Here is a 26,810-nt window from a genome sequence, read left to right on the forward strand (position 1 = left end):
CTCGCTGTGCAATAACATCAAACCCCGGCATGCCGGGGTTTTTTATTGCCCGGCGGGCAGAACAGTAAGGTGGATAAAGCATGCAGTTAACCGTGCGAGACATGACGCTCAATCTTTCCCATCCTCAGGTGATGGGCATCCTCAACGTGACGCCGGATTCGTTTTCCGACGGCGGCCGTCACAACACCCTGAACCAGGCGCTGCTGCACGCGCATGCGCTGATTTCGGCCGGCGCCACCATGATTGACGTGGGGGGCGAATCGACGCGGCCCGGGGCGGCGGAGGTGAGCGAGCAGGAAGAGATCGCGCGGGTGGTGCCGGTGGTGGAAGCGCTGGCGCAGCGCTTCGAAGTGTTTATCTCGGTCGACACCTCAAAAGCGGGGGTGATCCGCGAATCGGCGCAGGCGGGTGCGCATCTGATCAACGATATCCGTTCGTTGCAGGAGCCGGGCGCGTTGGCGGCGGCGGCGGAAAGCGGCCTGCCGGTGTGCCTGATGCATATGCAAGGCCAGCCGCGCACCATGCAGCAAGCCCCGCACTACGATGATCTGATCGCCGAGGTGAACGCGTTTTTTGCGCACCATATCCAACGCTGCAATGACGCCGGCATAACAAAACAGAAATTGCTGCTCGACCCAGGCTTCGGTTTCGGTAAAAATTTAGCGCACAACTATCAGCTTCTGGCTCGGTTGTCGGAATTTCATCGCTTCGGTCTGCCGCTGTTGGTGGGGATGTCGCGTAAGTCGATGATTGGGCAATTGCTGAACGTGCCGCCTGACCAAAGGGTCATCGGCAGCGTGGCCTGCGCGGTGATCGCCGCGATGCAGGGCGCACAGATTGTCAGAGTGCATGACGTTAAAGAAACCGTCGAGGCGATGCGTGTCGTCGAGGCAACACTTTCAGCTAAAGGACAGTAGAAACATGAGCGAGCGCAAATATTTTGGCACCGACGGCATTCGTGGCAAGGTCGGTGATAGCCCAATTACCCCGGACTTCGTACTGAAGCTCGGTTGGGCAGCCGGCAAAGTGCTGGCGCGGCACGGCTCTCGCAAGATAATCATCGGTAAGGATACCCGTATTTCCGGCTATATGCTGGAGTCTGCGCTGGAAGCGGGCCTGGCGGCGGCGGGGTTGTCTGCCTCCTTCACCGGGCCCATGCCGACGCCGGCGGTGGCCTATCTGACGCGCACCTTCCGCGCTGAAGCCGGCATCGTCATCTCCGCCTCGCACAACCCGTTCTACGATAACGGCATCAAATTCTTCTCGATCGACGGCGCCAAGCTGCCGGATCACGTGGAAGAAGCGATCGAAGCCGAGATGGAAAAGCCGCTGACCTGCGTGGAGTCCGCCGAGCTGGGCAAAGCCAGCCGCATCATCGATGCAGCCGGCCGCTATATTGAATTCTGCAAAGGCACCTTCCCGAGCGAACTGAGCCTGAAGGGGCTGAAAATCGTGGTCGACTGCGCCAATGGCGCCACCTACCATATCGCGCCGAGCGTGCTGCGTGAGCTGGGCGCGACGGTGATCGCCATCGGCGTGGAGCCGGACGGCATGAACATCAACGAAAAATGCGGCGCCACCGACGTTCGCCAGCTGCAGGAGCGCGTGCTGCAGGAGAAGGCGCACGTCGGCCTGGCGTTCGACGGCGACGGCGACCGCGTGATGATGGTGGATCACCTGGGCAACAAGGTAGACGGCGATCAGATCCTGTACATCATCGCCCGCGAAGGCCTGCGCCAGGGGCAGCTGCGCGGCGGCGCCGTCGGCACGCTGATGAGCAACATGGGGCTGGAGCTGGCGCTGAAGCAGCTGGGCATCCCGTTTGCGCGCGCCAAAGTGGGCGACCGCTACGTGCTGGAAAAACTGCAGGAGCTGGGCTGGCGCATCGGCGCGGAAAACTCCGGCCACGTGATCCTGCTGGACAAAACCACCACCGGCGACGGCATCGTGGCCGGGCTGCAGGTGCTGACCGCGATGGTACGCAACCATATGAGCCTGCACGACCTGTGCAGCGGCATGAAGCTGCTGCCGCAAATTCTGGTCAACGTGCGCTTCGCTGGCGAACACAACCCGCTGGAGTCTGACGAGGTGCGTAAAATCACCGAGCAGGTTGAAGCCGAACTGGCCGGCCGCGGCCGCGTGCTGCTGCGCAAATCCGGCACCGAGCCGCTGATCCGCGTGATGGTGGAAGGCGAGGACGAGCAGCAGGTGACGACGCTGGCGCATCGCATCGCCGACGCGGTGAAATCTGCCGGTTAAAACAGGCGGTTATCTCCCGGGCGCCGGCTTGCCGGCGCCCGGAAAAATGATTGTTGATGTTTTTTTCCGCAAACGCGCCGGCGGCGGCAAATTGCCCTTGCGCGGTCTGGCGGCTTTGGTTAGTATTCACACCCGCTTCAGTAGGCAGTTTGTAAAAACGCCTGCTTTATTGGTGAGAAGCATTTGGCATGCGGTGAAGCCGCAAGGATACGGGTACTACTATGTACGAAGCTCTTCTGGTAATTTTCCTGCTGATCTCAATCGGGCTGGTCGCTCTGATTATGCTGCAGCAAGGTAAAGGCGCTGATATGGGAGCCTCTTTCGGAGCAGGTGCATCTGGCACATTGTTCGGTTCGAGTGGTTCCGGTAACTTTATGACGCGCATGACTGCTGTGTTGGCGACGCTGTTCTTCGTCATCAGCCTGATTCTGGGCAACCTCAGCAGCAACCAAAGCAAGAAAGGCAGCGAGTGGGAAAACTTGGGTCAGCCAGTGAAATCTGAGCAGACTACCGCGCCGGCGGCACCAGCCAAGCCGAGCAGCGATATCCCGCAGTAAGCAGCAACGCAGTAACAGAGTTTGAAAACGGTGGTTGTGAACTCGAAGGATCAACGGCCGTTAGCAGTAAGAATCTGTACCGAGGTGGTGGAATTGGTAGACACGCTACCTTGAGGTGGTAGTGCCCTAACGGGCTTGTGGGTTCGAGTCCCATCCTCGGTACCAAATCCCAGAGATAACTTGCAAATTTGCGATTATCGGCGTAGTATTTGCCACGTTTTCGGACGCGGGGTGGAGCAGCCTGGTAGCTCGTCGGGCTCATAACCCGAAGGTCGTCGGTTCAAATCCGGCCCCCGCAACCACTTTCCTTTAAGTGTTTATTTTCAAATACACTTTTCGAATGAAATCCGCTTTTCTCGAACAACATTTGAAAATGACACTTGCTTGAAAGTTGCACCGAAGCCGCTCAGCGGCAAACAGGGTCCAGTTGCATAAAGCCCCGAATTTTCGGGGTTTTTTGTTATTTGGCAACAGAATCACTGGGCTATTAGGCCCTTTTTTTATGTCTTGGGGGTGGGCTTGTCCACATTAGAGCAAAAGTTAACAGAGATGCTTTCGGCACCGGTAGAAGCGTTGGGCTTTGAGCTTGTAGGCATCGAATTTATTCGTGCGCGCCAATCGACGCTCCGCATCTATATTGATAGTGAAAACGGCATCAATGTTGATGATTGTGCTGATGTCAGCCACCAGGTCAGCGCTGTATTGGACGTCGAAGAGCCAATCACGGTCGCTTACAACTTGGAAGTCTCCTCTCCTGGCCTTGATCGCCCAATGTTCACCGCAGAGCACTATACTCGTTTCCTCGGTGAAGAAGTCAGCCTGGTCCTGCGCATGGCGGTACAGAACCGCCGCAAGTGGCAGGGCATTATCAAGTCTGTCGACGGCGAGATGATCACGGTTACTGTGGAAGGGAAAGATGAAGTGTTCGCGCTGAGCAATATCCAGAAAGCGAACCTGGTACCCCACTTTTAAAGTTTGGATGAGGCAACTAGGATGAACAAAGAGATTCTGGCTGTTGTTGAAGCAGTTTCCAATGAAAAATCCCTTCCGCGTGAGAAGATTTTCGAGGCGTTGGAAACCGCATTAGCCACCGCAACCAAGAAAAAATACGAGCAGGAAATCGACGTTCGCGTCAGCATCGATCGCAAAACCGGCGATTTCGATACCTTCCGCCGTTGGGTCGCCGTAGAAGAAGTGACTCAACCAACGCGTGAAATCACGCTGGAAGCTGCCCAATACGAAGAACCGGGCATCGAGCTGGGCGGATACATCGAAGATCAGATCGAATCCGTTACCTTCGACCGTATCACTACCCAAACCGCCAAACAGGTAATCGTGCAGAAAGTGCGCGAAGCCGAGCGCGCGATGGTGGTTGACGCTTTCCGTGAACACGAAGGCGAGATCGTCACCGGCGTGGTGAAGAAAGTTAACCGCGACAGCATTGCGCTGGATCTGGGCAGCAACGCCGAAGCGGTGATTGGCCGTGAAGACATGCTGCCGCGTGAAAACTTCCGCCCGGGCGACCGCATCCGCGGCGTGCTGTATGCAGTACGCCCTGAAGCCCGCGGCGCGCAGCTGTTCGTCAGCCGCTCCAGCCCGGAGATGCTGAAAGAACTGTTCCGCATCGAAGTGCCGGAAATCGGCGAAGAAGTGATTGAGATTAAAGCGGCGGCCCGCGATCCCGGCTCCCGTGCGAAAATTGCAGTGAAAACCAACGACAAGCGCATCGACCCGGTCGGCGCCTGCGTAGGTATGCGCGGTGCGCGCGTTCAGGCCGTTTCGAGCGAGCTCGGCGGTGAACGTATCGACATCATCCTGTGGGATGACAACCCTGCGCAGTTCGTCATCAACGCCATGGCGCCGGCAGACGTCGCCTCTATCGTGGTTGATGAAGATAATTGCACCATGGATATCGCCGTTGAAGCCAGCAACCTGGCACAGGCGATCGGCCGTAATGGCCAAAACGTGCGTTTGGCTTCCCAGCTGTTGAAACAGCATCGTGACGATGACCGTTGGGAACTGAACGTGATGACGGCGGACGATCTGCAGGCCAAGCACCAGGCCGAAGCTCATGCCGCCATTGATACCTTCACCAAGTATCTTGATATCGACGAAGATTTCGCGACCGTCCTGGTTGAAGAAGGCTTCTCCACTCTGGAAGAGCTGGCCTACGTGCCAATCAAAGAGCTGCTGGAAATCGACGGTCTGGATGAAGATACGGTTGAAGCGTTGCGCGATCGCGCCAAAGCTGCATTGACCACGCTGGCCCTGGCACAGGAAGAAAGCCTGGGCGACCAAAAACCTGCTGATGATTTGCTCAACCTGCCGGGTCTTGAGCGCAGCATGGCCTTTAAACTGGCCGCGCGTGGGGTTTGTACGCTGGAAGATCTTGCCGAGCAGGGTGTTGACGATCTGGCTGATATTGAAGGGCTTAGCGACGAGCAAGCCGGCGAGCTGATCATGGCCGCCCGTAATATCTGTTGGTTTGGCGACAACGCGTAATAAACTGTAGCAGGAAGGAACAGCATGACGACAGATGTAACCGTAAAATCGCTGGCAGCAGAGATTCAGACTCCGGTTGATCGCCTGGTACAGCAGTTTGCTGATGCAGGGATCAACAAGTCCGAATCGGACGCTGTGACCCAGCAAGAAAAAGAAACATTGCTGGCGCACCTGAACCGTGAACACGGCAGTGCGCCGGGTAAACTCACTTTGCAGCGCAAAACGCGCAGCACCTTGAATATCCCGAGCACCGGCGGTAAAAGTAAATCGGTGCAAATTGAGGTCCGCAAGAAACGCACTTATGTAAATCGCGATACGCCAGAAGCCCAACAGGCTGAAGCGGCAGAGCAGGCACAGCGTGAAGCGGAAGAGCAGGCACGGCGCGAAGCGGAAGAGCTAGCGAAACGCGAAGCGGAAGCGAAGCGCGCAGCCGAAGAGCAAGCCAAACGTGAGGCCGCGGAGATTGCTAAGCGTAATTCAGCGGAAAAAGAAAAAGTGACCAATCAACATACCGACGAAATGACCAAGCCAGCTCAGGCAGAAAAAGCACGCCGTGAAGCCGAAGCCGCTGAACTGAAACGTAAAGCGGAAGAGGAAGTGCGCCGTAAGGTTGAAGAAGAAGCCAAACGCGTAGCGGAAGAAGCGCGCCGTATGGCCGAAGAGAACGGCGAGAAGTGGGCCGAAGCTGAAGCGGCTAGCGCTGCGGTTGAAACGGCAGACTACCACGTGACCACCTCTCAGCACGCTCGCGCCGCAGAAGATGAAAACGACGCCAAAGTTGAAGGCGAGCGCCGCAGCCGCACCCGTGGCGGTAAAGCGACCAAGCAGAAGAAAGGCAACAAGCTTTCCGAGTCCAAAGCGGACCGCGAAGAAGCGCGCGCCGTTACCCGCGGCGGTAAAGGCAAGCGTAAGCCAAGCAGCCTGCAGCAGGGCTTCAACAAGCCGGCTCAGGTGGTTAACCGCGACGTTATCATCGGCGAAACCATCACCGTAGCCGAACTGGCTAACAAGATGGCGGTTAAAGGCTCTCAGGTCATCAAAGCGATGATGAAGCTGGGCGCAATGGCGACCATCAACCAGGTCATCGACCAGGAAACCGCGCAGCTGGTTGCCGAAGAGATGGGCCACAAGGTTATCCTGCGTCGTGAGAACGAGCTGGAAGAAGCGCTGATGAGCGACCGTGATACCGGTGCCGCCGCAGAGCCGCGCGCGCCGGTCGTGACCATCATGGGCCACGTTGACCACGGTAAAACCTCTCTGCTGGACTACATCCGCTCCACCAAGGTGGCGGCGGGCGAGGCCGGCGGCATTACCCAGCATATCGGTGCTTACCACGTAGAAACCGAGAACGGCATGATCACCTTCCTGGATACCCCAGGCCACGCAGCCTTTACCTCAATGCGTGCCCGCGGTGCTCAGGCGACCGACATCGTGGTTCTGGTGGTTGCCGCCGACGACGGCGTGATGCCGCAAACCATCGAAGCTATCCAGCACGCGAAAGCGGCGCAGGTGCCGTTGGTGGTTGCAGTGAACAAAATCGACAAGCCGGAAGCCGATCCGGATCGCGTTAAGCAGGAACTGTCCCAGTACGGCGTTATGCCGGAAGAGTGGGGCGGCGAAGCGCAGTTCGTTCACGTATCCGCGAAAGCCGGTACCGGTATCGACGAACTGCTGAACGCTATCCTGCTGCAGTCCGAAGTTCTCGAGCTGAAAGCGGTACGCAGCGGCATGGCCAGCGGTGTAGTTATCGAATCCTTCCTGGATAAAGGTCGTGGCCCGGTGGCTACCGTTCTGGTTCAGGAAGGTACGCTGAACAAGGGCGATATCGTGCTGTGTGGCTTCGAATACGGCCGCGTGCGTGCGATGCGTGACGAGCTGGGCCGCGAAGTGACCTCCGCCGGTCCTTCTATCCCGGTGGAAATCCTGGGTCTGTCCAGCGTTCCGGCGGCGGGTGACGAAGCGACCGTGGTGCGTGACGAGAAGAAAGCGCGTGAAGTTGCGCTGTACCGTCAGGGCAAGTTCCGCGAAGTCAAACTGGCGCGCCAGCAGAAATCCAAACTGGAAAACATGTTTGCGAACATGACCGACGGTGAAGTTTCCGAGCTGAACATCGTACTGAAATCCGACGTACAGGGTTCTTGTGAAGCAATTTGCGATTCACTGCTGAAACTCTCTACCGACGAAGTGAAGGTGAAGATTGTGGGTTCCGGCGTAGGGGGCATCACCGAAACCGACGCTACCCTGGCAGCGGCTTCCAACGCCATCATCCTGGGCTTCAACGTCCGTGCCGACGCTTCTGCGCGCCGCGTGATTGAAGCGGAAAGCCTGGACCTGCGTTACTACTCGGTTATCTATAACCTGATCGACGAAGTGAAGCAGGCGATGAGCGGCATGCTGGCGCCTGAATACAAGCAGCAGATTATCGGCCTGGCCGAAGTGCGCGACGTGTTCAAATCGCCTAAATTCGGCGCTATTGCAGGTTGTATGGTTACCGAAGGTAACATCAAACGTCACAACCCAATCCGCGTTCTGCGCGACAACGTGGTTATCTATGAAGGCGAGCTGGAATCCCTGCGCCGCTTCAAAGATGACGTTAACGAAGTCCGTAACGGCATGGAATGTGGTATCGGCGTTAAGAACTACAACGACGTGCGCGTCGGCGACATGATCGAAGTGTTCGAAATCATTGAGATTCAACGCACCATCGCTTAACGATTGCACATCTGCTTAAATCTGTTTACGGGGGGCCTTTGTGCCCCCCGATTTGTCTGGAGAATCCAAAATGGCAAAAGAATTCAGCCGCGGCCAACGCGTGGCGCAAGAGATGCAGAAAGAGATTGCGATCATTCTGCAGCGTGAAGTCAAAGATCCGCGCATCGGCATGGCGACCGTATCCGGCGTCGAAGTTTCCCGTGACCTGGCGTATGCCAAGGTGTACGTCACCTTCCTGAACGTGCTGACCGAAAACCACGATCCGGATCTGGTGACCAACGGCATCAAAGCGCTGCAGGACGCCGCCGGCTATATCCGCACGCTGCTGGGCAAAGCCATGCGTCTGCGCGTGGTGCCTGAGCTGACCTTCGCTTACGACAACTCCCTGGTGGAAGGCATGCGCATGTCCAACCTGGTGACTAACGTGGTGAAGAACGACGCCGAACGCCGTTCCGCATCAGGCGATGACGAGGAGGCTTAATGAGTCGCCCTCGTCGCCGCGGCCGTGATATCCACGGCGTACTGTTGTTGGACAAACCGCAGGGCCTGTCGTCCAACGACGCCCTGCAGAAAGTGAAGCGCCTGTACAACGCCAACCGCGCCGGCCACACCGGCGCGCTCGACCCGCTGGCGACCGGCATGCTGCCGATCTGCCTGGGCGAAGCGACCAAGTTCTCGCAGTTTCTGCTCGATTCCGACAAGCGTTACCGGGTGATAGCCAGGCTGGGCCAACGCACCGATACTTCGGACGCCGACGGCCAGATTGTGCAGGAGCGCCCGGTGAATTTCACCCAGGCGCAGCTCGATGCGGCGCTGGACAGCTTCCGCGGCGATATCCAGCAGGTGCCGTCGATGTACTCGGCGTTGAAATATCAGGGCAAGAAACTCTATGAGTATGCGCGCCAGGGCATTGAAGTGCCGCGTGAAGCGCGCAGCATCACCGTCTACGAACTGCAGTTTATCCGCTGGGAAGGGGATGAGCTGGAGCTGGAAATTCACTGCTCGAAAGGCACCTACATCCGCACCATCACCGACGATCTCGGCGAGCTGTTGGGCTGCGGCGCGCATGTTATCTATCTGCGCCGCCTGCAGGTGGCGACCTATCCAATAGAGCGCATGGTGACGCTGGAGCAGCTGAACGCGTTGCTGGAGCAGGCGCAGGCGCAAGAGATTGCGCCGGGCGAACTGCTTGATCCGCTGCTGATGCCGATGGACAGCCCGGTTGAGAATTATCCGGAAGTGAACCTGCTGCCGGTGGTGGCGGGCTACGTCAAGCAGGGGCAGCCGGTGCAGGTTGCCGGCGCGCCGGCCTCCGGCATGGTGCGCATCACCGAAGGCGAAGCGCGCAAATTCATTGGCGTGGGCGACATCGCCGACGACGGCCGCGTGGCGCCGCGCCGCCTGGTGGTCGAGCATTTCGACTGAGCGCGGGCGCGCTGCTCACCTCCCCGGCAGCTTGAAGGATGACGGGGATCAGAGTAGAATGGCGCAGCTTATGCATTGGGTTGCTGAATTAGAGATCGGCGCCTGTTTTTATTATCTATAATCTGGAGTATTACAATGTCTCTAAGTGTTGAAGCTAAAGCTCAAATCGTAGCTGATTTCGGTCGTGGTACTAACGACAGCGGTTCTACCGAAGTTCAGGTTGCCCTGTTGACTGCGCAGATCAACCATCTGCAAGGCCACTTCTCCGAGCACAAAAAAGATCACCACAGCCGTCGTGGTCTGCTGCGTATGGTTTCTCAGCGTCGTAAGCTGCTGGACTACCTGAAGCGTAAAGATGTAGCGCGTTACACCAGCCTGATCGAGCGTCTGGGTCTGCGTCGCTAATCTAGCAAGTTTCAGTGGAAAGGGGCCTATTTTGGCCCCTTTCTTCTAGGAAGCATAAGCAAATCAGGTTAATGTATTACTGATGTTTCCAAACAGGTTCTTCCGTTACAGAGGTTCGCGCGGCTAATGAGAGGCTTTGTCTCAGGCTTGAGATAAGGATTGTCATTAGTCGCGAGGATGTAGTGAGAAGGCAAATCGAGTCACAGGCGTGTCGAGTCGTCAATACGATTGCGCGCCGTTAATCAAGGATATAATTTTGCTGACACCGATCATTCGCAAATTCCAGTATGGCCAGCACACCGTCACCATCGAGACCGGTATGATGGCGCGTCAGGCCACTGCCGCCGTTATGGTGAGCATGGATGACACCGCAGTTTTCGTTACCGTAGTGGGCCAGAAAAAAGCCAAGCCGGGCCAGAGCTTCTTCCCGCTGACCGTTAACTACCAGGAGCGTACCTACGCTGCCGGCCGTATCCCGGGCAGTTTCTTCCGTCGTGAAGGCCGTCCGAGCGAAGGCGAAACTCTGACCTCGCGTCTGATTGACCGTCCGATCCGTCCACTGTTCCCGGACAGCTTCCTGAACGAAGTTCAGGTGATCGCGACCGTGGTTTCCGTTAACCCGCAGGTTAACCCGGACATCGTTGCGATGATCGGCGCCTCTGCAGCCCTGAGCCTGTCCGGTATTCCGTTCAACGGCCCAATCGGTGCCGCGCGCGTAGGTTACATCAACGACCAGTACGTGCTGAACCCAACCACCGACGAGCTGAAAACCAGCAGCCTGGATCTGGTGGTTGCCGGTACCGCCGGCGCGGTGCTGATGGTTGAATCCGAAGCCGACGTGCTGAGCGAAGATCAGATGCTGGGCGCCGTGGTATTTGGCCACGAGCAGCAGCAGGTTGTTATCGAAAACATCAACTCCCTGGTGGCCGAAGCCGGCAAACCTAAGTGGGACTGGCAGGCGCCTGCGGTCAACGAAGCGCTGCACGCGCGCGTGGCCGAGCTGGCTGAAGCTCGCCTGGGCGACGCTTATCACATCACCGAGAAACAAGAGCGTTACGCTCAGGTAGATGCGATCAAGGACAGCGTGGTCGAAACCCTGCTGGCGCAGGACGAGACTCTGGACGCGTCTGAAATTCAGGACATCCTGGGCAGCGTTGAGAAAAACGTGGTGCGTAGCCGCGTACTGCGTGGCGAGCCGCGTATCGACGGCCGTGAAAAAGACATGATCCGTGGCCTGGACGTGCGCACCGGCGTACTGCCGCGCACCCACGGTTCCGCGCTGTTCACCCGCGGCGAAACTCAGGCGCTGGTTACCGCGACCCTGGGCACCGCGCGCGACGCGCAGAACCTGGACGAGCTGATGGGCGAAAAGACCGACAGCTTCCTGTTCCACTACAACTTCCCTCCGTACTCCGTGGGCGAAACCGGCATGGTCGGTTCACCTAAGCGTCGTGAAATCGGTCACGGTCGCCTGGCAAAACGCGGCGTATTGGCTATGATGCCTAAACCGGAAGATTTCCCGTACACGGTGCGCGTGGTTTCCGAAATCACCGAATCCAACGGTTCTTCTTCCATGGCTTCAGTCTGTGGCGCTTCCCTGGCGCTGATGGACGCCGGCGTGCCAATCAAGGCCGCCGTTGCGGGCATCGCGATGGGCCTGGTGAAAGAAGCGGATAACTTTGTGGTTCTGTCCGACATTCTGGGTGACGAAGATCACCTGGGCGACATGGACTTCAAAGTGGCCGGTAGCCGCGACGGCATCACCGCGCTGCAGATGGACATTAAAATTGAAGGCATCACCCGCGAAATCATGCAGGTGGCACTGAACCAGGCCAAGGGCGCGCGTCTGCACATCCTGGGCGTGATGGAACAGGCTATCAGCACCCCGCGCGGCGATATCTCTCAGTTCGCACCGCGTATTCACACTATCCGCATCAACCCGGATAAGATCAAAGACGTGATCGGTAAAGGCGGCTCGGTGATCCGTGCGCTGACCGAAGAGACCGGTACTACCATCGAAATCGAAGATGATGGTACAGTTAAAATCGCTGCGACCGACGGTGAGAAAGCGAAATTCGCTATCCGTCGTATCGAAGAGATCACTGCAGAGATCGAAGTTGGCCGCATTTACCAGGGTAAAGTGACCCGTATCGTTGATTTCGGCGCGTTCGTCGCTATCGGCGGTGGTAAAGAAGGTCTGGTGCACATTTCTCAAATCGCCGACAAGCGCGTTGAGAAAGTGACCGACTATCTGCAGATGGGTCAGGAAGTGCCGGTTAAGGTACTGGAAGTTGACCGTCAGGGCCGCGTGCGTCTGAGCATCAAAGAAGCGACAGCGCCAGAAGCGGGTTCGCCTGCGCCTGAAGCAGAATAACTGTATAGATAGTTTTACAGCTCCCCGCCATGGGGTTGGGAGCTGTTCGTATCGCGCGGGTAGGATGCCTGCGTATTAGCAAACGGAGGACAGGACGTTCATCCAATGTTTGTCTTCGGGAGTGGGAAATGAAGCCTTTCTTGCGCTGGTGTTACGTTGCGACAGCACTCATGCTGGCAGGATGCAGCAACCATGATTGGCGTAAAGACGAAGTTTTGGCGATCCCGTTGCAGCCTACGTTGCAGCAGGAAGTGATCCTGGCGCGCATGGAACAAATACTTGCCAGCCGGGCACTGACGGACGATGAGCGTGCGCAGCTTTTATATGAGCGCGGTGTGCTGTATGATAGCCTCGGGCTACGTGCACTGGCGCGCAATGATTTCTCGCAAGCGCTGGCGATACGTCCTGATATGCCGGAAGTTTTCAACTACCTGGGCATTTACTTAACGCAGGCAGGCAATTTTGATGCTGCCTATGAAGCGTTTGATTCTGTACTAGAGCTTGATCCAACTTACAATTACGCGCGTTTAAACCGGGGCATCGCATTGTATTATGGCGGCCGCTTCCCGTTGGCGCAGGATGATCTGCAGGCGTTTTATCAAGACGACCCAAACGATCCCTTCCGTTCGTTGTGGCTGTATCTTGTGGAGCGAGAAATCGATCCCAAGAAGGCTGACGTAGCGCTCAAGCAGCGTTATGACAAAGCGAACAGAGGGCAATGGGGATGGAATATTGTCGAATTCTACCTGGGCAACATTAGCGAAAAAACGCTGATGGAACGCCTCAAGGCAGATGCAACGGATAACACTTCGCTCGCTGAGCATCTCAGTGAAACTGACTTCTATTTAGGTAAACACTACCTGAGTCTGGGGGACAAGGACACCGCTTCGGCGCTGTTCAAACTGACGGTTGCTAACAACGTTCATAACTTCGTTGAGCACCGCTATGCATTGTTGGAATTGGCGCTTTTGGGCCAAGAACAAGACGACCTATCGGAATCGGACCAGCAATAGCTGACGAACACCTCTACCCAATAGATTTCAAGTTGCGGCAAGGCGGCAATCGAACGAATCCCTGGGAGCTTAGTTCACTAAGTGACGAGGGTGAGGGAGAGCAGCCAACGCAGCGGCAGCTTGAAAGATGAAGGGTAATCAGCCTGATCGACATTGGTTTTATAGCCAAAGTTATCGCCTTCACGGGCGAGGGCTTTTTTGTTCGTTTTATAATCTAATTTGAGCCGGTTCACACTTTTCAATGAAAATGACTGAAAATTTTCTCGACGAGTTATGTAGACTGGCTGCCATTATTAATGAGGCACGTGTACATGACTACTGAGTTTGAAACCTCTTTTGCTGACCTGGGGCTGTCTGCTCCGATCATTTCCGCCCTGACCGATCTGGGCTATGAAAAACCATCACCGATCCAGGCTGAGTGTATTCCTCACCTGTTGAACGGCCGCGACGTGCTGGGCATGGCGCAGACCGGTAGTGGTAAAACCGCAGCGTTCTCGCTGCCGCTGCTGCATAACCTGCAGGCAGACCTGAAAGCACCTCAGATCCTGGTGCTGGCGCCAACCCGCGAACTGGCGGTTCAGGTTGCCGAAGCAATGACCGATTTCTCCAAACACATGCATGGCGTAAACGTTGTGGCCCTGTACGGCGGCCAGCGTTATGACGTGCAGCTGCGCGCCCTGCGTCAGGGCCCACAAATCGTGGTAGGTACCCCAGGCCGTCTGCTGGACCACCTGAAACGCGGCACCCTGAACCTCTCTAACCTGAGCGGCCTGGTGCTGGATGAAGCCGACGAAATGCTGCGTATGGGCTTTATCGAAGACGTAGAAACCATCATGGCTGAGATCCCGGCTGAACATCAGACCGCGCTGTTCTCCGCCACCATGCCGGAAGCTATTCGCCGCATTACCCGCCGCTTTATGAAAGAGCCGCAGGAAGTGCGCATTCAATCCAGCATCACTACCCGCCCAGACATCAGCCAGAGCTACTGGACTGCGCAAGGCATGCGTAAGAACGAAGCGCTGGTGCGTTTCCTGGAAGCGGAAGATTTTGACGCGGCGATCATCTTCGTGCGCACCAAAAACGCGACCCTGGAAGTGGCCGAAGCGCTGGAGCGCAGCGGTTACAGCAGCGCCGCGCTGAACGGCGACATGAACCAGGCGCTGCGTGAGCAAACCCTGGAGCGTCTGAAAGACGGTCGTCTGGACATCCTGATCGCCACCGACGTTGCGGCCCGTGGTCTGGACGTTGAGCGCATCAGCCTGGTTGTGAACTACGACATCCCGATGGATTCCGAGTCTTACGTTCACCGCATCGGCCGTACCGGTCGTGCCGGTCGTGCCGGCCGCGCGCTGCTGTTCGTGGAAAACCGCGAACGCCGCCTGCTGCGCAACATCGAACGCACCATGAAGCTGACCATTCCAGAAGTTGAGCTGCCAAACGCAGAACTGCTGGGTCAACGTCGTCTGGCCAAGTTCGCCGCTAAAGTCCAGCAGCAGCTGGAAAGCAGCGATCTGGACATGTACCGTGCGCTGCTGGCTAAACTGCAGCCGGAAGAAGAGCTGGAAATGGAAACCCTGGCCGCAGCGCTGCTGAAAATGGCCCAGGGCGAACGCCCTCTGATCCTGCCGCCGGACCCGGTGTTCAAACCGCGTCAGCGCCGTGAGTTCAACGATCGCGACGATCGTGGCAACGACCGTCGTCGCGATGCGCGTCCAGACAGCCGTGACGGTGACCGTCCGCGTCGTGAACGTCGTGACGTTGGCGAAATGCAGCTGTACCGCATCGAAGTGGGCCGTGATGACGGCGTGGAAGTGCGTCATATCGTTGGCGCTATCGCTAACGAAGGCGACATCAGCAGCCGTTACATCGGTAACATCAAGCTGTTCGCTTCTCACTCCACCATCGAGCTGCCAAAAGGCATGCCGGGCGAGATCCTGAATCACTTCACTCGTACCCGCATCCTGAACAAGCCGATGAACATGCAACTGCTGGGCGATGCACAGCCGCATGAACGTCGTGAGCGTCGTGAAGGCGGCGCCGGTGAGCGTCGTGGCAACGGTCGTCCTTTCAACGGCGAACGCCGTGAAGGCGCAGGTGCTCCGCGTCGTTCTTTCGGTGAGCGTCGCGAAGGCGGCAACGCCGGCGGCGAGCGCCGTGGCGGTAACTTCAACCGTGACGGCAAGCCGGCTCCGCGTCGTGATGACTCAGCGCCAGCGGCTCCACGTCGCCGTTTCGGTGATGCATAATCGCTGATTTGACCCTCCGCGGTCAGTCGCACTGAAAACCAGCCTTCGGGCTGGTTTTTTTATACCTGAAATTTGCCGTCAAGCGCCGGTAAATGGCGTATTATTCATAAGGTTTTTTCTTATGGATGATATGCACGGGAGATGCCATGAGTTGGCAGCAATTTAAATCTCAATACCTGGTGCGCTTTTGGGCGCCGTTACCGGCGGTGATTGCCGCCGGGATCCTCTCTACCTACTACTTCGGCATGACCGGCACCTTCTGGGCGGTGACCGGTGAATTCACCCGCTGGGGCGGCCACGTATTGCAGTGGTTCGGCCTGCATCCGGAACAGTGGGGCTATTTCAAGGTTATCGGTCTTGAAGGCACGCCGCTTGAACGCATCGACGGCCGGATGATCATCGGCATGTTCGCCGGCTGCATCGCCGCCGCGCTGTGGGCCAACAACATCAAGCTGCGCCAGCCGCAGCATCGCATCCGCATCGTGCAGGCGCTGCTGGGCGGCATTATCGCCGGTTTCGGCGCCCGGCTGGCGATGGGCTGCAACCTGGCGGCCTTCTTCACCGGCATCCCGCAGTTCTCGCTGCACGCCTGGTTCTTCGCGCTGGCGACCGCCGCCGGTTCTTACTTTGGCGCCAAATTCACCCTGCTGCCGGTGTTCCGCATTCCGGTCAAGCTGCAGAAGGTGAAGGCCGCCGCGCCGCTGACGCAAAAGCCTGAGCAGGCGCGCCGCCGCTTTCGCCTCGGCATGGCCATCTTCGGCCTGGCGCTGGCCTGGTCGCTGTGGACGCTGTTCGAGGCGCCCAGGCTGGGCATCGCCATGCTGTTCGGCATCGGCTTTGGCCTGCTGATAGAGCGTGCGCAGATCTGCTTCACCTCGGCGTTCCGCGATCTGTGGATCACCGGCCGCACCCACATGGCGAAGGCCATCATCATCGGCATGGCGGTCAGCGCCATCGGCATCTTCAGTTACGTGCAGCTTGGCGTCGCGCCGAAAATCATGTGGGCCGGCCCGAACGCGGTGCTGGGCGGCCTGCTGTTCGGTTTCGGCATCGTGCTGGCTGGCGGCTGTGAAACCGGTTGGATGTACCGGGCGGTAGAAGGGCAGGTGCATTACTGGTGGGTGGGGCTGGGCAACATCATCGGCGCCACGCTGCTGGCCTACTATTGGGATGATTTTGCCCCGGCGCTGGCCACCGACTACGATAAAATCAACCTGCTGGATACCTTCGGCCCGATCGGCGGCCTGCTGGTGACCTATCTGCTGCTGGCGTTGGCCTTTGCCGCCATGCTGTGGTGGGAGAAACGCTTTTTCCGCGCCAAACCTGAGGCGCAGGTGGTGAATTTAAGGAGTGTGCCATGAAAGCAACGGCGATAGTGCCGGATTACCGGTTGGATATGCTGGGGGAACCTTGCCCGTACCCGGCGGTGGCGACGCTGGAAGCGATGCCGCAGCTGAAGCCGGGCGAGATCCTGGAAGTGATCAGCGATTGCCCGCAGTCGATCAACAACATCCCGCTCGACGCACGCAATCATGGCTACAAGGTGCTGGATATCCAGCAGGACGGCCCGACCATCCGTTACCTGATCCAGCGTTAATCATCGGGCTATTCCGCGCCGCCGGTCAACTGATGCAGGCGGCGCTCGCTGGCTTCGTCCGCCGGCACATATACCTGCATCCTGTCGCCATTGCGCGGCGCCGACCACCAGTTATTTTGCCGCAGGTTCATTATCCCGACCGACGGATGGCGAAAGCGCTTGATGTTGTTGTCGATGCTGCGCACCTCGTGCCGCTCCCAGAGGGTGCAGAAATCCTCGGAGGCCGCCTGGTAACGCGCCAACTGTTGTTCCCAGAGCGGATCGCCCAAATGTTCCGCCATCTGCGCGCGGAACAGCGCCACCATTTTCGGCATCACTTCGTCCCAGTCCAACTGGCTGGCGCGCCACTGCTCATGGGTGAAGGCCAGGTAAATACAGTTGCGGTCCTGCGGCGGCAACTCGGCCAGATCGACGCCCATCAGCAGGGAATAGGCGCGGTTGAACCCCAGAATATCGAAACGGGCGTTGGATATGATCGCCGGCAGCGGATCGAGCTGGTCGAGGATTTTTTGGCCGTATACCGACAGATGCTCACAGACTTCGCTTTGCGCTGCCGCAGGCAGGCTTTGGCCCGCCAGCCGGAACAGATGGTGGGTTTCCGCTTCGTTGCACTGCAGCGCGTTGGCGATGGCGGTGAGGGTTTTCGGCGAAGCCTGTATCGGCCGCCCCTGTTCCAGCCAGGTGTACCAGGTGATGCTGACGTCGGCCAGCTGCGCCACTTCCTCGCGCCGCAGGCCCGGGGTGCGGCGCTGGCGCATGCGCGGCAGGCCGAGGCGGTTAGGATCCAGGTTCTCACGGCGCGCGCGTAGAAAATCGCCCAGCAGCTTGCGATTGTCGGCATGGACGGTGGCGGATAAGGGGATAGTTACGGGCATAAATAGTTCACTCCTGCAACGAGACCGGTAGTATTTATACCATGATAATCAAGAACTGGTACCCGTGTAATTTAAGGGTGATGCTAGTCACACTCCTGGATTAACACAATGGTTGAACACGATGAACATTGCATCACCTGCGGCCAGGTTGGGCCGCGCAGGGCTGATTATTTTGCTGGCCGGGCAGCTGTTGCCGATGATTGATTTCTCCATCGTCAACGTCGGCCTGGACTCGATGGCGCAATCGCTGGGCGCCAGCCCGGCGCAGCTGGAACTGATCGTGGCGGTGTACGGCGTGGCCTTTGCCGTCTGCCTGGCGATGGGCGGCCGGCTGGGGGATAACCTGGGGCGCCGCCGCCTGTTCCTGTGGGGCGTCCGGCTGTTCGCCATCGCCTCGTTGCTGTGCGGGATGGCGAACTCGGTCTGGCTGCTGTTGCTGGCGCGGGTGCTGCAGGGGGTGGGAGCGGCGCTGATAGTGCCGCAAATTCTCGCCACCATTCACGTGTGCCTGCGTGGCCGCGAACACACCCGGGCGCTGGGGCTGTACGGCGGCATCGGCGGGCTGGCGTTTATCGTCGGCCAGGTGCTGGGCGGGTTGTTGATCACCCTTAACGTGGCGGGCTACGGCTGGCGCAGCGTATTTCTGATCAACATCCCGGTCTGCCTGCTGGTGCTGGCCTGCGCCCATCGCTGGGTGCCGGACACCCGCGGCGAAAAACCGGTGAGCATCGATCTGCCGGGCACGCTGCTGCTGGGGCTGACCATTGCCTGCCTGCTGTTCCCGCTGGCGCTGGGGCCGGTGTGGCATTGGCCGTGGCCGTGCCTGGCGCTGTTGGCCGCCAGCGTGCCCCTGCTGGCATTGCTGTGGCGGGTGGAGCGGCGGCAGGAGCAGCGAAATAACTTCCCGCTACTGCCGCCGGCGCTGCTGCGGCTGGCCAGCGTGCGTTTCGGGCTGATCATCGCCATCCTGTTTTTCTCCTGCTGGAGCGGCTTTATGTTCGTTATGGCGCTGACGCTGCAGGCAGGAGCGGGGCTGAACTCGTTCCAGTCGGGCAACGCCTTTATCGCGCTGGGGGCTGCCTATTTCGCCTCGTCGTTGCTGAGCAGTACGGTGGTTGAGCATTTCGGCAAGGTGCGCACCCTGATGTTCGGCTGCCTGATCCAGATGGCGGGCCTGCTGGCGCTGATGCTGACGCTGCGGCTGGTGTGGCCGCAGCCGGGGATCTTCAACCTGATCCCGGCGACGCTGCTGATTGGCTTTGGCCAGGCGTTTATCGTCAGCAGCTTCTTCCGCATCGGTTTGTCCGACGTGCCGACCGAGCACGCAGGTTCCGGCAGCGCCATGCTGGCTACCGTGCAGCAGACTGCGCTCGGCCTGGGGCCGATTCTGTTGGGCACGGTGCTGGTGCAGGTGCTGCATGTGACGCAGGGAAACTATCTGAGCGCGTTACTGACGGCGGTGGCGGTAGAGTTCGTGCTGATGCTGGCGTTGCTGTCGCGCACCCTGCTGGTGCTGCGCGCCGAGCGGCGGCAGGCGGCGCTGAAGCAGCCTTGCCGTTCATGAAGTGAGGCGGGGGAGACAGGCTCCCCCACCGGCTTAACCTTTCAGTAAATCCCCTTTCACCCCGGCGACAATCTCGAACGAGCGCAACCGCGCATGATGATCGAAGATCTGGCCGTTGACCATGATCTCGTCGGCGTCGGTTTCACGCAGCAGCGCCTGCAGCCCGTGACGCACGGTATTTTCATCACCCACGATCGACATCCGCAGCGCCTGCTCCACGCCATACTGCTCCCCGGCGGTCCACAGCGCGTGGATGTTATCCACCGGCGGCGGCAGCGGGCCGGGCGAACCGCGGCGCAGGTTGATGAACTGCTGCTGCATCGAGCTGAACAGGAAGCGCGCATTGCTGTCGCTGTCGGCTGCCACCACGTTGACGCACACCATGGCGTGCGGTTGCGCGCACTGTTTGGACGGTTTGAAGTTTTCGCGATACAGCTGCAGCGCCTGGAACAGCATATCCGGCGCAAAATGCGAGGCGAAGGCGAACGGCAGGCCGAGCTGCGCCGCCAGCTGCGCGCTGTAGAGGCTGGAACCCAGCAGCCAGAGAGGCACGTGCAGCCCCTGGCCCGGCACCGCCTGCACCGGCTGGCCGGGCTGCGCATCGCAGAAATAATTTTGCAGTTCCTGCACGTCGCGCGGGAAGTTATCCACCTCGCCGGACAGATGGCGGCGCAGCGCCATCATGGTGCGCTGGTCGGTGCCCGGCGCACGGCCCAGCCCCAGATCGATGCGGCCGGGGTACAGCGATTCCAGCGTGCCGAACTGTTCGGCGATCACCAGCGGCGCATGGTTGGGCAGCATCACGCCGCCGGAGCCGAGGCGGATGCTCTGGGTGCCGGAGGCCAGGTAGCCCAGCAGCACCGAGGTGGCGGCGCTGCCGATGCCGGTCATATTGTGGTGCTCCGCCAGCCAGTAACGCTGGTAGCCCCATTTTTCGGCGTGCTGCGCCAAATTCAGCGAGCAGTGAAAGGCGTCGCGCGCTTTGGCCCCTTGCGGAATGGGGGACAGGTCCAGTACCGAAAGCGGTACGGCAGCTTTTTCAGTCATGACATCGTCCATCAGAGGGTTGATCGCTTAAAGGGCGATTGCAGGAGTCTGCAAACTACAAAGCCAAAAAAGATGCTTTTTAGTGTTAAAAGCATAATCCAATTTATAGTTATAAAAGAGGATATATGTGCTTGTGATATCCTTATGAGAATAATGGTTTTTTGGGAGCCTACTGAGATATGGACATGACTACCCCCGCCCGCCGCTTACCCTTCCGGGAGCCGACATAATGAAAAAAAAGACGCTGTTTACCCTGCTATTGATGGTGGTGGCTATCGCGCTGGCGGTCTTGTTCCGCGCGCATAATCAGGATTTGCTGTTACAGGGCGAAGTCGATGCGCCCGAGGTGATCGTGGCCTCCAAGGCCAAGGGGCGCGTGGTCGAACGCCTGATCGAGCGCGGCGACGACGTAAAGAGCGGGCAGTTGATGATCCAGCTCGACAGCCCGGAGCTGGTGGCGCAGCTGCGTTCCGCGCAGGCGTCGCGCGACGAGGCCAAGGCGCAGCTCGAGCAGTCGCTGAACGGCACCCGTGAAGAGAGCATCCGCAACCTGCGCGCCAATCTGGCGCAGGCCGAGGCGCAATACCGCAATGCGCAGAACGACTACAACCGCAATCTGAGCATCGCCGGTAAAGGCTATATCTCGAAGTCCGAACTGGACAGTTCGCGCCGGGCGCGCGATACCGCCTTCCAGCAGGTGCAGGCGGCCAAGGCCAACCTGGATGAAGGCATCAACGGCGACCGCGTCGAGCTGCGGCAGCAATACGCCGCGGCGCTGCGGGCGGCGGAGGAAAACCTGCTGCAGGTTAAGGCCCAAACCGACGATCTGCAGGTCAAGGCGCCGGTCGACGGCGAAGTGGGGCCGATCCCGGCGGAGGTGGGCGAGCTGCTGAACGCCGGCAGCCCGCTGCTGACGCTGATCCGCGTACCGGATGCCTACTTCGTGTTTAACCTGCGTGAAGACATTCTGGCCCACGTGCGCAAGGGCGATAAGGTCAGGCTGCGGGTGCCGGCGTTGAAAGACAAAATGATCGAAACCGAGGTGCGTTACATCGCGCCGCTGGGGGATTACGCCACCAAGCGCGCCACCCGCGCCACCGGCGACTTCGATCTGAAAACCTTTGAGGTTCGCCTGTATCCGTCACAGCCGGTGGACGGCCTGCGCCCGGGGATGAGCAGCTTATGGCAATGGAAAGAATAAGGGCCGGCTGGCGCTGCTTCAGCCACGCGTTTGACAACGAGTGCCGCGTCGCCTTCCGCAGCCCGGTGGTCCACTGGCTGAGCTGGATCTTTCCGCTGATATTGTTCGGGCTGATCAGCAGCAACTTTTCCGAAGGGACGCTGCTCGATCTGCCGGTATCGGTGGTCGACAGCGATCACAGCCCGCTGTCCAAATCGCTGACGCGCCGCCTGGACGCCGGTTCGCACGCCCACGTCGAGGCATACCCCGGCGGGTTGCAGGAGTCGCTGCATCGCCTGCGCAGCGCACAGGATTACGCGCTGCTCTACGTGCCGCCGGATTTTGAAGCCAACGCGCTGGCGGGCAAGCAGCCGAGCGTGGTGATGTATTACAACGCGCTGTTTTACGGCGCCGGGCTGTATTCCACCCAGGACTTCAGCGGCCTGATGAACGAAATCAACGCCGGCTACCGCAGCATCATCGCCGGCGAAATGGGCAAAACGCTGCCGCCGCTGGCGGACGTGACGCTCTCCTACGGCAGCCTGTTCAACGCCAGCGGCAGCTATATTTACTACCAGCAGTTTGCCGCCACCATCCACCTGCTGCAGCTGTTCGTGGTGACCTGCATGATCTACGTGCTGGCGCGCAGCAAGTCGTTGCTGAAGGCCAGGCCGTTCAGCCTGGCGTTGCTCGGCAAGCTGGCGCCTTACACCCTGTGCTTTACCAGCCTGCTGATGGTGGAGATCGCCGCGCTGGTGGGGATTTTCGACGCCAGAGTCAGCGGCAACCCGCTGTTTATGCTGCTGATTGGCTTCTTCTACGTGATGGCGGCGCAGAGCATCGGCCTGCTGTTGTTTACCTTTACCGGCAGCATCATTACCGCCTACAGCCTGATCGGCATCCTGGTGAGTATCGCGCTGACCTTTTCCGGCATGGCGGTGCCGGAGCTGTCGATGCCGTTGCCGGCGCGCATCATCTCCAATATCGAGCCGTTGACCCATGCGCTGTACGCGATGTTCGACGTGTTCCTGCGCCAGGTGCCGGCCAGCGCCATCTTCAGCGTATGCGCGCTGCTGGCGGTTTATCCGCTGGTGACCGCGCTGCTGGTGCGTAAACGGCTGCTGGTGCGGCTGCTGAAAGAAGGGGGCGCGGGATGAAAATCTATTGGCAAACCTTCGTAAAGGTGCTGCTCGGCATGTTGGAGCGGCCGATGTGGCTGATGCTGATCCTGTCGCTGTGCATCATGAGCATGGTGTACGCCAACCGCACGGTGTGGGATCTGCCGGTGGGGGTGGTCGATCAGGATCACAGCACCGCCAGCCGCCAGCTGATCCGCCAATTGGACGCCACCTCCAAGATCGCCATTGAAACCTACGACAGCCTGGAACAGGCGCAGCGCGATCTCGGCTGGCGCAAGCTGTTCGCGGTGATCATCATGCCGGTGGATCTGGAGAAGAAGATCCTCAGCGGGCAGAATATCGTGGTGCCGGTGTACGGCGACGCTACCAACCGCTTGGCCAACGGCCAGATCCAGCAGGACGTGGTGGCGGCCTATCAGCAGTTGCTGGGCGACTACAACAACGGGCTGCTGCTGCGCAGCGGTTTCAGCGAACGCCAGGCGCAGGTGATCATGACGCCGATACTGGGACAGACGCTGGACGTATTCAACCCGGGCATCAGCTTTGCGGCGATTATCTTCCCCGGCCTGCTGGTGATGCTGTTGCAGCACTCGCTGTTGATCGCCTGCATCCGCGTCAGCATCGCCATGAAGAACCTGCCCGGCGGCAAAGCGCCGTTTGCGGCACATCTGGGCGGGCTGACGGCGCTGCTGCCGATTTGGCTGTTCCTGTCGATCGTGCTGTTCGTGTTGTGGCCCTGGGTGCTGGGTTACCGCCAGACGGCGGGCATCGCGGAAATCCTGCTGCTGACCTTCCCGTTCCTGCTGGCGGTGCTGGGGTTGGGCAAGCTGGTGACCGAGTGCCTGCGCAGCGTCGAAATGATCTACCTGACGCTGGCGTTTATCACCACCCCAATCTTCTATTTGTCGGGCACCATCTGGCCGCTGCAGGCGATGCCGGGCTGGGTGCGCGCCATCTCTTACTGCATCCCCTCCACCTGGGCCACCAAGGCGGTCGCCGGGGTGAACCAGATGGGGCTGTCGCTGAATGAGGTGTGGGGTGACGTGGTGATGCTGCTGGTGCTGGGGATCATTTACACCCTGTTGGGTTTCGGCGTCGGTTTTATACGCAACAGCGTGGCGCTGCGCGGGATGTTCAGGAAGCGGCGGGCGTAGGGGATATATATTGTTGTTATAGCGTAAAAATACGGTAACTCTGCTTTATTGCTATTGATGGTTTTTTATTTATTAGATTTCAAATGGTTATGTTGTTTCCCGGATGCTTAAATCGCGGTGAAATCTCGTAGATGTTGAAAATCAATTTAATTCAATTAGATATATTTAGAGTGTTCCCCGCGAGAGCGGGGATAAACCGAGAATTTGTTGTACCGAGCGGCACTCGGCAGGGGGGGATTGCTATTCACTAGGCAGGTATTTTGCGGAAATTCAGCTTTCTCGATGATATGCCAGCCGTTCACTGTGCCGACAAAAGTGCGCCTGAAAATTATTACCTCTCCGCAATCTTCCTAACCTTCACGACGGTGATGGTTCTCCGCAGTTTCCTGCCGTAAATATCATGCACATGATAATAAGTAGCCATATGGCTACTCTGTTGAATTACCGGACACCCGTTTCCGGGTAATCCGACTTTCTGGATTATGGCAACTTTCCGGAAGTGTTCCACGGCGGGAAAATAATCATACCGCGGTTTAAAGAGGTGGAGCAGTCGATCAGGAGGGGCGCTAAACATCGTAGAATTCGTTGATTGGTATCTTGCTGGCCAGGGATCAATAAAGCGTGGGCAATGCGTCGCGAATTACTGTCCCCCCCTGCTACACAACGTGCCTGTGCGACATTCTCGTCGCCAGGCTGACGTAATGTTGAAGTTAACAGGGGGGAGGTCCGCTTGGAAAACGGAAATTATCCTACGTTAACAAAACCAGCATGCGAAGGGAGCAAACACCAGCGCAATGGAATTCGTTGGCTCGAGTGTAACCATCGTTTGAGCCACGCCGTTTTTTAGCAGCCACCTGCCTGTTTTGCACCGTAGGTTGCTTGGTCAACGGTGTATTTGTCTCCGGCACTTGAGGAAAGTTGATGAATGAGGCCTTTGCACGAGAAGCCCATCATACTGAGATACTGCTTCGCAGATTTCACCGCCTCCTGGTTCCAATCAATGTTCAGGCTGTCCACTGCTACCGTAGCGTCAGAAATCTCGTAACCATCCCCTGCATCCGATGAGAGCTGCTGAATAAGTCCGTTCCGTGAGAAGCCCGCCACACTGAGATACTGCTTTGCAGATCTAGCGGCATTTTTTTGAGGTCCAGTCAAATCTCCCGCCCATGTTGGCGCAGCGACAAACAAAGCGACAGTCAGTACTATCTTCAAAAAATTCATTGAAATATCTCCATAATCCATACGGCGCCTCTAACGCCCTCTAAATCCTTGCCTAGAGGGCCAACTTTACAGGGGCCGCGTGCAAAAGGGAAAATATTCTAAGCTAGGGATGTTTTTTAAGCATTGGTGTTTAGCAACGGCCTGAATTGACGATGCTGTGTCGTTTCAGCGTCCGAAACCGAACGATTGCGTACGCCATGCCGATAACTTGTAGATAGTAAGGAAGAGGGGCTTGTACAGATGGAACCCTGCCAGGGTTGCGGAGGATATCGATTGGAAGACCATTGCCGAGAGTGCGACCCTGAAGAGTAAACGCCGCAGCGTAACCAGCAATTTAACATAAGCGCATTATGCGTACGATATGTCTCCAGAGTCGTTCGTTATGCCCGCCATTTTTAGGAGCTGAATAATCCACTATGCGAAGCCAACGTGGACATCTGCTATCTAGATGCTGCTCAGTATCAGGAGCTGGCGATCTCCCTCGGCGTATATGGTTTGCCAACTCCGCGAGTTCTAAATGTACCCAGAACAATGCAGTTAACGGCTTACAGTGCGGGTAAGCGAGAGGGGGCAAAGTGAGCGAAGGTGAAAAGAAAACGGGGAAAAAGTGTGTGGCGCAGCACCGACGGCAGATCGCCGCCGGTGCATTGCATCGCTAAGACACCAACGCCAATCCGGCGACCCGGCGCCAGTAGCCGTTGCAGTCGGCGCCTTCGGTCAGCGCCAGCGGCTGCTCGCCTCGTTCGTTGGCGCGAAAGCGCGCGATCTGCTCCAGCGTCTCGGCGCCCTGTGGCGACAGCCGCACGATGTCCACCAGCCCCTGCATGCTCTGCAGCTCGTTGCCCAGGTTGTAGCAGTAACCGCTCATGGTCTGGATACCGTTGAGCACGAACACCTGCTGCTGCTCCTGGGAACGCATCATGCGGCCCTGCGGATACTTGATGCAGCAGGTCTCGCATTCGTCCTTGCCGCGGTTCTCCGAACGGGCGGTGAAGCAGCGGGCCGAATAGGCCAGCGGCAGGTGGCCGTAGCTCAGGACTTCCACCTCAAAGTCGTGGCGGAAACCCAGCACCTCACATTGCGCCAGCAGATTGGCCAGCCAGTCGCGCGACAGCTCGACCGGCATGCACCAGCGCATCATGCCCTGGCGGCGCAGCAGGCGCAGGGTATAGGCGTTGTAGCAGTTCAGCGCGTGGCCGGCGACGAACGGCAGGCCGCGCTCCGCCGCCATATTTACCGCCCCCAGATCGTTGGCTTCGATCAGGAACTCGCCGTTCTCCACGTAGCGCTTCAGCTCGTTAAGCTCTGAAGGCGCCTGCAGCAGCGCCAGGGTGGAGAGCACCACCTGCTTGCCGCTGCGGGCTATCTCCTGCGCCAGCGCCAGCCAGTCGCCGGCCTTCATCTCGCGCCGCTTGGTGCAGACGCTTTCGCCCAGGTAGATAATCTCGGCGCTGCTGTTTACCGCCTGCTGATAAAACGCCGCGATATCGTTTTTTGGCCAGTAGTAGAGCACCGGCCCCAGTGCGTATTTCATGCTTCC

At 58.5% G+C, this 26,810-nt stretch carries 23 protein-coding genes and 2 tRNA genes; 21 read left to right on the forward strand and 4 right to left on the reverse strand.

Going from position 1 to position 26,810, the window contains the following annotated elements; genetic code table 11:
• Positions 1-80 precede the first annotated feature (80 nt).
• The 17 genes from folP to yedF all read left to right on the forward strand — a co-directional run bounded on the left by folP (position 81) and on the right by yedF (position 17,090).
• Entirely contained in the window at positions 81-917 is an 837-nt protein-coding gene (gene folP, locus KHA73_RS01855; RefSeq protein ID WP_234587907.1) for a dihydropteroate synthase, read from the forward strand.
• Positions 918-921: 4 nt separating this feature from the next.
• The gene (gene glmM, locus KHA73_RS01860) at positions 922-2,259 is read left to right on the forward strand and encodes a phosphoglucosamine mutase (protein ID WP_234587909.1); all 1,338 of its coding nucleotides are present in this window, start codon (positions 922-924) and stop codon (positions 2,257-2,259) included.
• 221 nt (positions 2,260-2,480) lie between these two features.
• The gene (gene secG, locus KHA73_RS01865) at positions 2,481-2,816 is read left to right on the forward strand and encodes a preprotein translocase subunit SecG (RefSeq protein WP_061799947.1); all 336 of its coding nucleotides are present in this window, start codon (positions 2,481-2,483) and stop codon (positions 2,814-2,816) included.
• A gap of 78 nt (positions 2,817-2,894) precedes the next feature.
• Positions 2,895-2,981: transfer RNA gene (locus tag KHA73_RS01870), tRNA-Leu, on the forward strand.
• 60 nt (positions 2,982-3,041) lie between these two features.
• Positions 3,042-3,118 (forward strand) — tRNA-Met (locus KHA73_RS01875).
• A 217-nt stretch (positions 3,119-3,335) separates the two neighbouring features.
• Positions 3,336-3,788, forward strand: coding sequence for a ribosome maturation factor RimP (rimP, locus tag KHA73_RS01880; protein WP_004952852.1), 453 nt, complete (start codon positions 3,336-3,338; stop codon positions 3,786-3,788).
• A 21-nt stretch (positions 3,789-3,809) separates the two neighbouring features.
• Positions 3,810-5,318, forward strand: coding sequence for a transcription termination factor NusA (gene nusA, locus KHA73_RS01885; RefSeq protein WP_234587911.1), 1,509 nt, complete (start codon positions 3,810-3,812; stop codon positions 5,316-5,318).
• 24 nt (positions 5,319-5,342) lie between these two features.
• Positions 5,343-8,030: a translation initiation factor IF-2 gene (gene infB, locus KHA73_RS01890; protein WP_234587913.1), complete on the forward strand. Its 2,688-nt coding sequence runs from the start codon at positions 5,343-5,345 to the stop codon at positions 8,028-8,030.
• Between the two features lie 70 nt (positions 8,031-8,100).
• On the forward strand, positions 8,101-8,511 hold the full coding sequence (rbfA, locus tag KHA73_RS01895) for a 30S ribosome-binding factor RbfA (RefSeq protein ID WP_061799862.1): 411 nt from the start codon (positions 8,101-8,103) through the stop codon (positions 8,509-8,511).
• Positions 8,511-9,455, forward strand: a complete 945-nt coding sequence (truB, locus tag KHA73_RS01900) for a tRNA pseudouridine(55) synthase TruB (RefSeq protein ID WP_234587933.1) — start codon at positions 8,511-8,513, stop codon at positions 9,453-9,455. The genes rbfA and truB overlap by 1 nt, the downstream gene beginning before the upstream one ends.
• Positions 9,456-9,590: 135 nt before the next feature.
• Positions 9,591-9,860: a 30S ribosomal protein S15 gene (gene rpsO / locus KHA73_RS01905; RefSeq protein ID WP_004933502.1), complete on the forward strand. Its 270-nt coding sequence runs from the start codon at positions 9,591-9,593 to the stop codon at positions 9,858-9,860.
• Between the two features lie 256 nt (positions 9,861-10,116).
• Positions 10,117-12,234, forward strand: a complete 2,118-nt coding sequence (gene pnp / locus KHA73_RS01910; protein WP_234587935.1) for a polyribonucleotide nucleotidyltransferase — start codon at positions 10,117-10,119, stop codon at positions 12,232-12,234.
• Between the two features lie 128 nt (positions 12,235-12,362).
• On the forward strand, positions 12,363-13,247 hold the full coding sequence (gene nlpI / locus KHA73_RS01915; RefSeq protein ID WP_099064500.1) for a lipoprotein NlpI: 885 nt from the start codon (positions 12,363-12,365) through the stop codon (positions 13,245-13,247).
• Between the two features lie 247 nt (positions 13,248-13,494).
• Positions 13,495-13,569 (forward strand): protein YrbN, encoded by a 75-nt coding sequence (gene yrbN / locus KHA73_RS24625; RefSeq protein ID WP_223499600.1) that lies wholly within the window; start codon positions 13,495-13,497, stop codon positions 13,567-13,569.
• Positions 13,559-15,493, forward strand: coding sequence for a DEAD/DEAH family ATP-dependent RNA helicase (locus KHA73_RS01920; protein WP_061799853.1), 1,935 nt, complete (start codon positions 13,559-13,561; stop codon positions 15,491-15,493). Before yrbN ends, KHA73_RS01920 begins: the two co-directional genes overlap by 11 nt.
• A 146-nt stretch (positions 15,494-15,639) precedes the next feature.
• A complete protein-coding gene (yedE, locus tag KHA73_RS01925; RefSeq protein WP_234587937.1) occupies positions 15,640-16,854 on the forward strand; it encodes a selenium metabolism membrane protein YedE/FdhT in 1,215 nt (404 codons plus the stop codon).
• Entirely contained in the window at positions 16,851-17,090 is a 240-nt protein-coding gene (gene yedF, locus KHA73_RS01930; RefSeq protein ID WP_061799849.1) for a sulfurtransferase-like selenium metabolism protein YedF, read from the forward strand. Before yedE ends, yedF begins: the two co-directional genes overlap by 4 nt.
• A gap of 8 nt (positions 17,091-17,098) precedes the next feature.
• Here the strand turns inward: yedF and KHA73_RS01935 are convergent, their stop codons facing one another.
• Positions 17,099-17,965: a helix-turn-helix transcriptional regulator gene (locus KHA73_RS01935; protein ID WP_234587939.1), complete on the reverse strand. Its 867-nt coding sequence runs from the start codon at positions 17,963-17,965 to the stop codon at positions 17,099-17,101.
• Positions 17,966-18,086: 121 nt separating this feature from the next.
• On the opposite strand from KHA73_RS01935, the gene KHA73_RS01940 reads away from it, so the two are divergent.
• Positions 18,087-19,529 carry an MFS transporter gene (locus KHA73_RS01940; RefSeq protein ID WP_234587940.1) on the forward strand — a complete coding sequence of 481 codons (1,443 nt, stop codon included), beginning with the start codon at positions 18,087-18,089 and terminating at the stop codon, positions 19,527-19,529.
• 33 nt (positions 19,530-19,562) lie between these two features.
• Here the strand turns inward: KHA73_RS01940 and KHA73_RS01945 are convergent, their stop codons facing one another.
• Positions 19,563-20,576, reverse strand: a complete 1,014-nt coding sequence (locus KHA73_RS01945; RefSeq protein WP_234587942.1) for a luciferase-like monooxygenase — start codon at positions 20,574-20,576, stop codon at positions 19,563-19,565.
• A gap of 229 nt (positions 20,577-20,805) precedes the next feature.
• Between KHA73_RS01945 and KHA73_RS01950 the strand changes: the two genes are divergently transcribed.
• Genes KHA73_RS01950 through KHA73_RS01960 form a run of 3 tightly spaced genes read left to right on the forward strand, consistent with a single transcriptional unit; the run spans position 20,806 to position 24,049 of the window.
• Entirely contained in the window at positions 20,806-21,777 is a 972-nt protein-coding gene (locus KHA73_RS01950) for an HlyD family secretion protein (RefSeq protein ID WP_234587944.1), read from the forward strand.
• On the forward strand, positions 21,759-22,913 hold the full coding sequence (locus KHA73_RS01955; RefSeq protein ID WP_234587946.1) for an ABC transporter permease: 1,155 nt from the start codon (positions 21,759-21,761) through the stop codon (positions 22,911-22,913). The genes KHA73_RS01950 and KHA73_RS01955 overlap by 19 nt, the downstream gene beginning before the upstream one ends.
• Positions 22,910-24,049: an ABC transporter permease gene (locus tag KHA73_RS01960; RefSeq protein ID WP_234587948.1), complete on the forward strand. Its 1,140-nt coding sequence runs from the start codon at positions 22,910-22,912 to the stop codon at positions 24,047-24,049. The genes KHA73_RS01955 and KHA73_RS01960 overlap by 4 nt, the downstream gene beginning before the upstream one ends.
• Positions 24,050-24,892: 843 nt before the next feature.
• Here KHA73_RS01960 and KHA73_RS01965 read toward each other — a convergent pair.
• Positions 24,893-25,291: an Ltp family lipoprotein gene (locus KHA73_RS01965; RefSeq protein WP_234587950.1), complete on the reverse strand. Its 399-nt coding sequence runs from the start codon at positions 25,289-25,291 to the stop codon at positions 24,893-24,895.
• Between the two features lie 634 nt (positions 25,292-25,925).
• Positions 25,926-26,804 (reverse strand): U32 family peptidase, encoded by an 879-nt coding sequence (locus KHA73_RS01970; protein WP_234587961.1) that lies wholly within the window; start codon positions 26,802-26,804, stop codon positions 25,926-25,928.
• Positions 26,805-26,810 lie beyond the last annotated feature (6 nt).

This window comes from Serratia entomophila, from assembly GCF_021462285.1.
Lineage (GTDB): Bacteria > Pseudomonadota > Gammaproteobacteria > Enterobacterales > Enterobacteriaceae > Serratia > Serratia entomophila.

Coding starts and splice junctions, on each gene's coding strand:
- folP (WP_234587907.1), top strand. CDS start 81: ATGCAGTTAACCGTGCGAGACATGACGCTCAATCTTTCCCATCCTCAG.
- glmM (WP_234587909.1), top strand. CDS start 922: ATGAGCGAGCGCAAATATTTTGGCACCGACGGCATTCGTGGCAAGGTC.
- secG (WP_061799947.1), top strand. CDS start 2,481: ATGTACGAAGCTCTTCTGGTAATTTTCCTGCTGATCTCAATCGGGCTG.
- nusA (WP_234587911.1), top strand. CDS start 3,810: ATGAACAAAGAGATTCTGGCTGTTGTTGAAGCAGTTTCCAATGAAAAA.
- infB (WP_234587913.1), top strand. CDS start 5,343: ATGACGACAGATGTAACCGTAAAATCGCTGGCAGCAGAGATTCAGACT.
- rbfA (WP_061799862.1), top strand. CDS start 8,101: ATGGCAAAAGAATTCAGCCGCGGCCAACGCGTGGCGCAAGAGATGCAG.
- truB (WP_234587933.1), top strand. CDS start 8,511: ATGAGTCGCCCTCGTCGCCGCGGCCGTGATATCCACGGCGTACTGTTG.
- rpsO (WP_004933502.1), top strand. CDS start 9,591: ATGTCTCTAAGTGTTGAAGCTAAAGCTCAAATCGTAGCTGATTTCGGT.
- nlpI (WP_099064500.1), top strand. CDS start 12,363: ATGAAGCCTTTCTTGCGCTGGTGTTACGTTGCGACAGCACTCATGCTG.
- KHA73_RS01920 (WP_061799853.1), top strand. CDS start 13,559: ATGACTACTGAGTTTGAAACCTCTTTTGCTGACCTGGGGCTGTCTGCT.
- yedE (WP_234587937.1), top strand. CDS start 15,640: ATGAGTTGGCAGCAATTTAAATCTCAATACCTGGTGCGCTTTTGGGCG.
- yedF (WP_061799849.1), top strand. CDS start 16,851: ATGAAAGCAACGGCGATAGTGCCGGATTACCGGTTGGATATGCTGGGG.
- KHA73_RS01935 (WP_234587939.1), bottom strand. CDS start 17,965: ATGCCCGTAACTATCCCCTTATCCGCCACCGTCCATGCCGACAATCGC.
- KHA73_RS01940 (WP_234587940.1), top strand. CDS start 18,087: ATGAACATTGCATCACCTGCGGCCAGGTTGGGCCGCGCAGGGCTGATT.
- KHA73_RS01945 (WP_234587942.1), bottom strand. CDS start 20,576: ATGACTGAAAAAGCTGCCGTACCGCTTTCGGTACTGGACCTGTCCCCC.
- KHA73_RS01950 (WP_234587944.1), top strand. CDS start 20,806: ATGAAAAAAAAGACGCTGTTTACCCTGCTATTGATGGTGGTGGCTATC.
- KHA73_RS01955 (WP_234587946.1), top strand. CDS start 21,759: ATGGCAATGGAAAGAATAAGGGCCGGCTGGCGCTGCTTCAGCCACGCG.
- KHA73_RS01960 (WP_234587948.1), top strand. CDS start 22,910: ATGAAAATCTATTGGCAAACCTTCGTAAAGGTGCTGCTCGGCATGTTG.
- KHA73_RS01965 (WP_234587950.1), bottom strand. CDS start 25,291: ATGGATTATGGAGATATTTCAATGAATTTTTTGAAGATAGTACTGACT.
- KHA73_RS01970 (WP_234587961.1), bottom strand. CDS start 26,804: ATGAAATACGCACTGGGGCCGGTGCTCTACTACTGGCCAAAAAACGAT.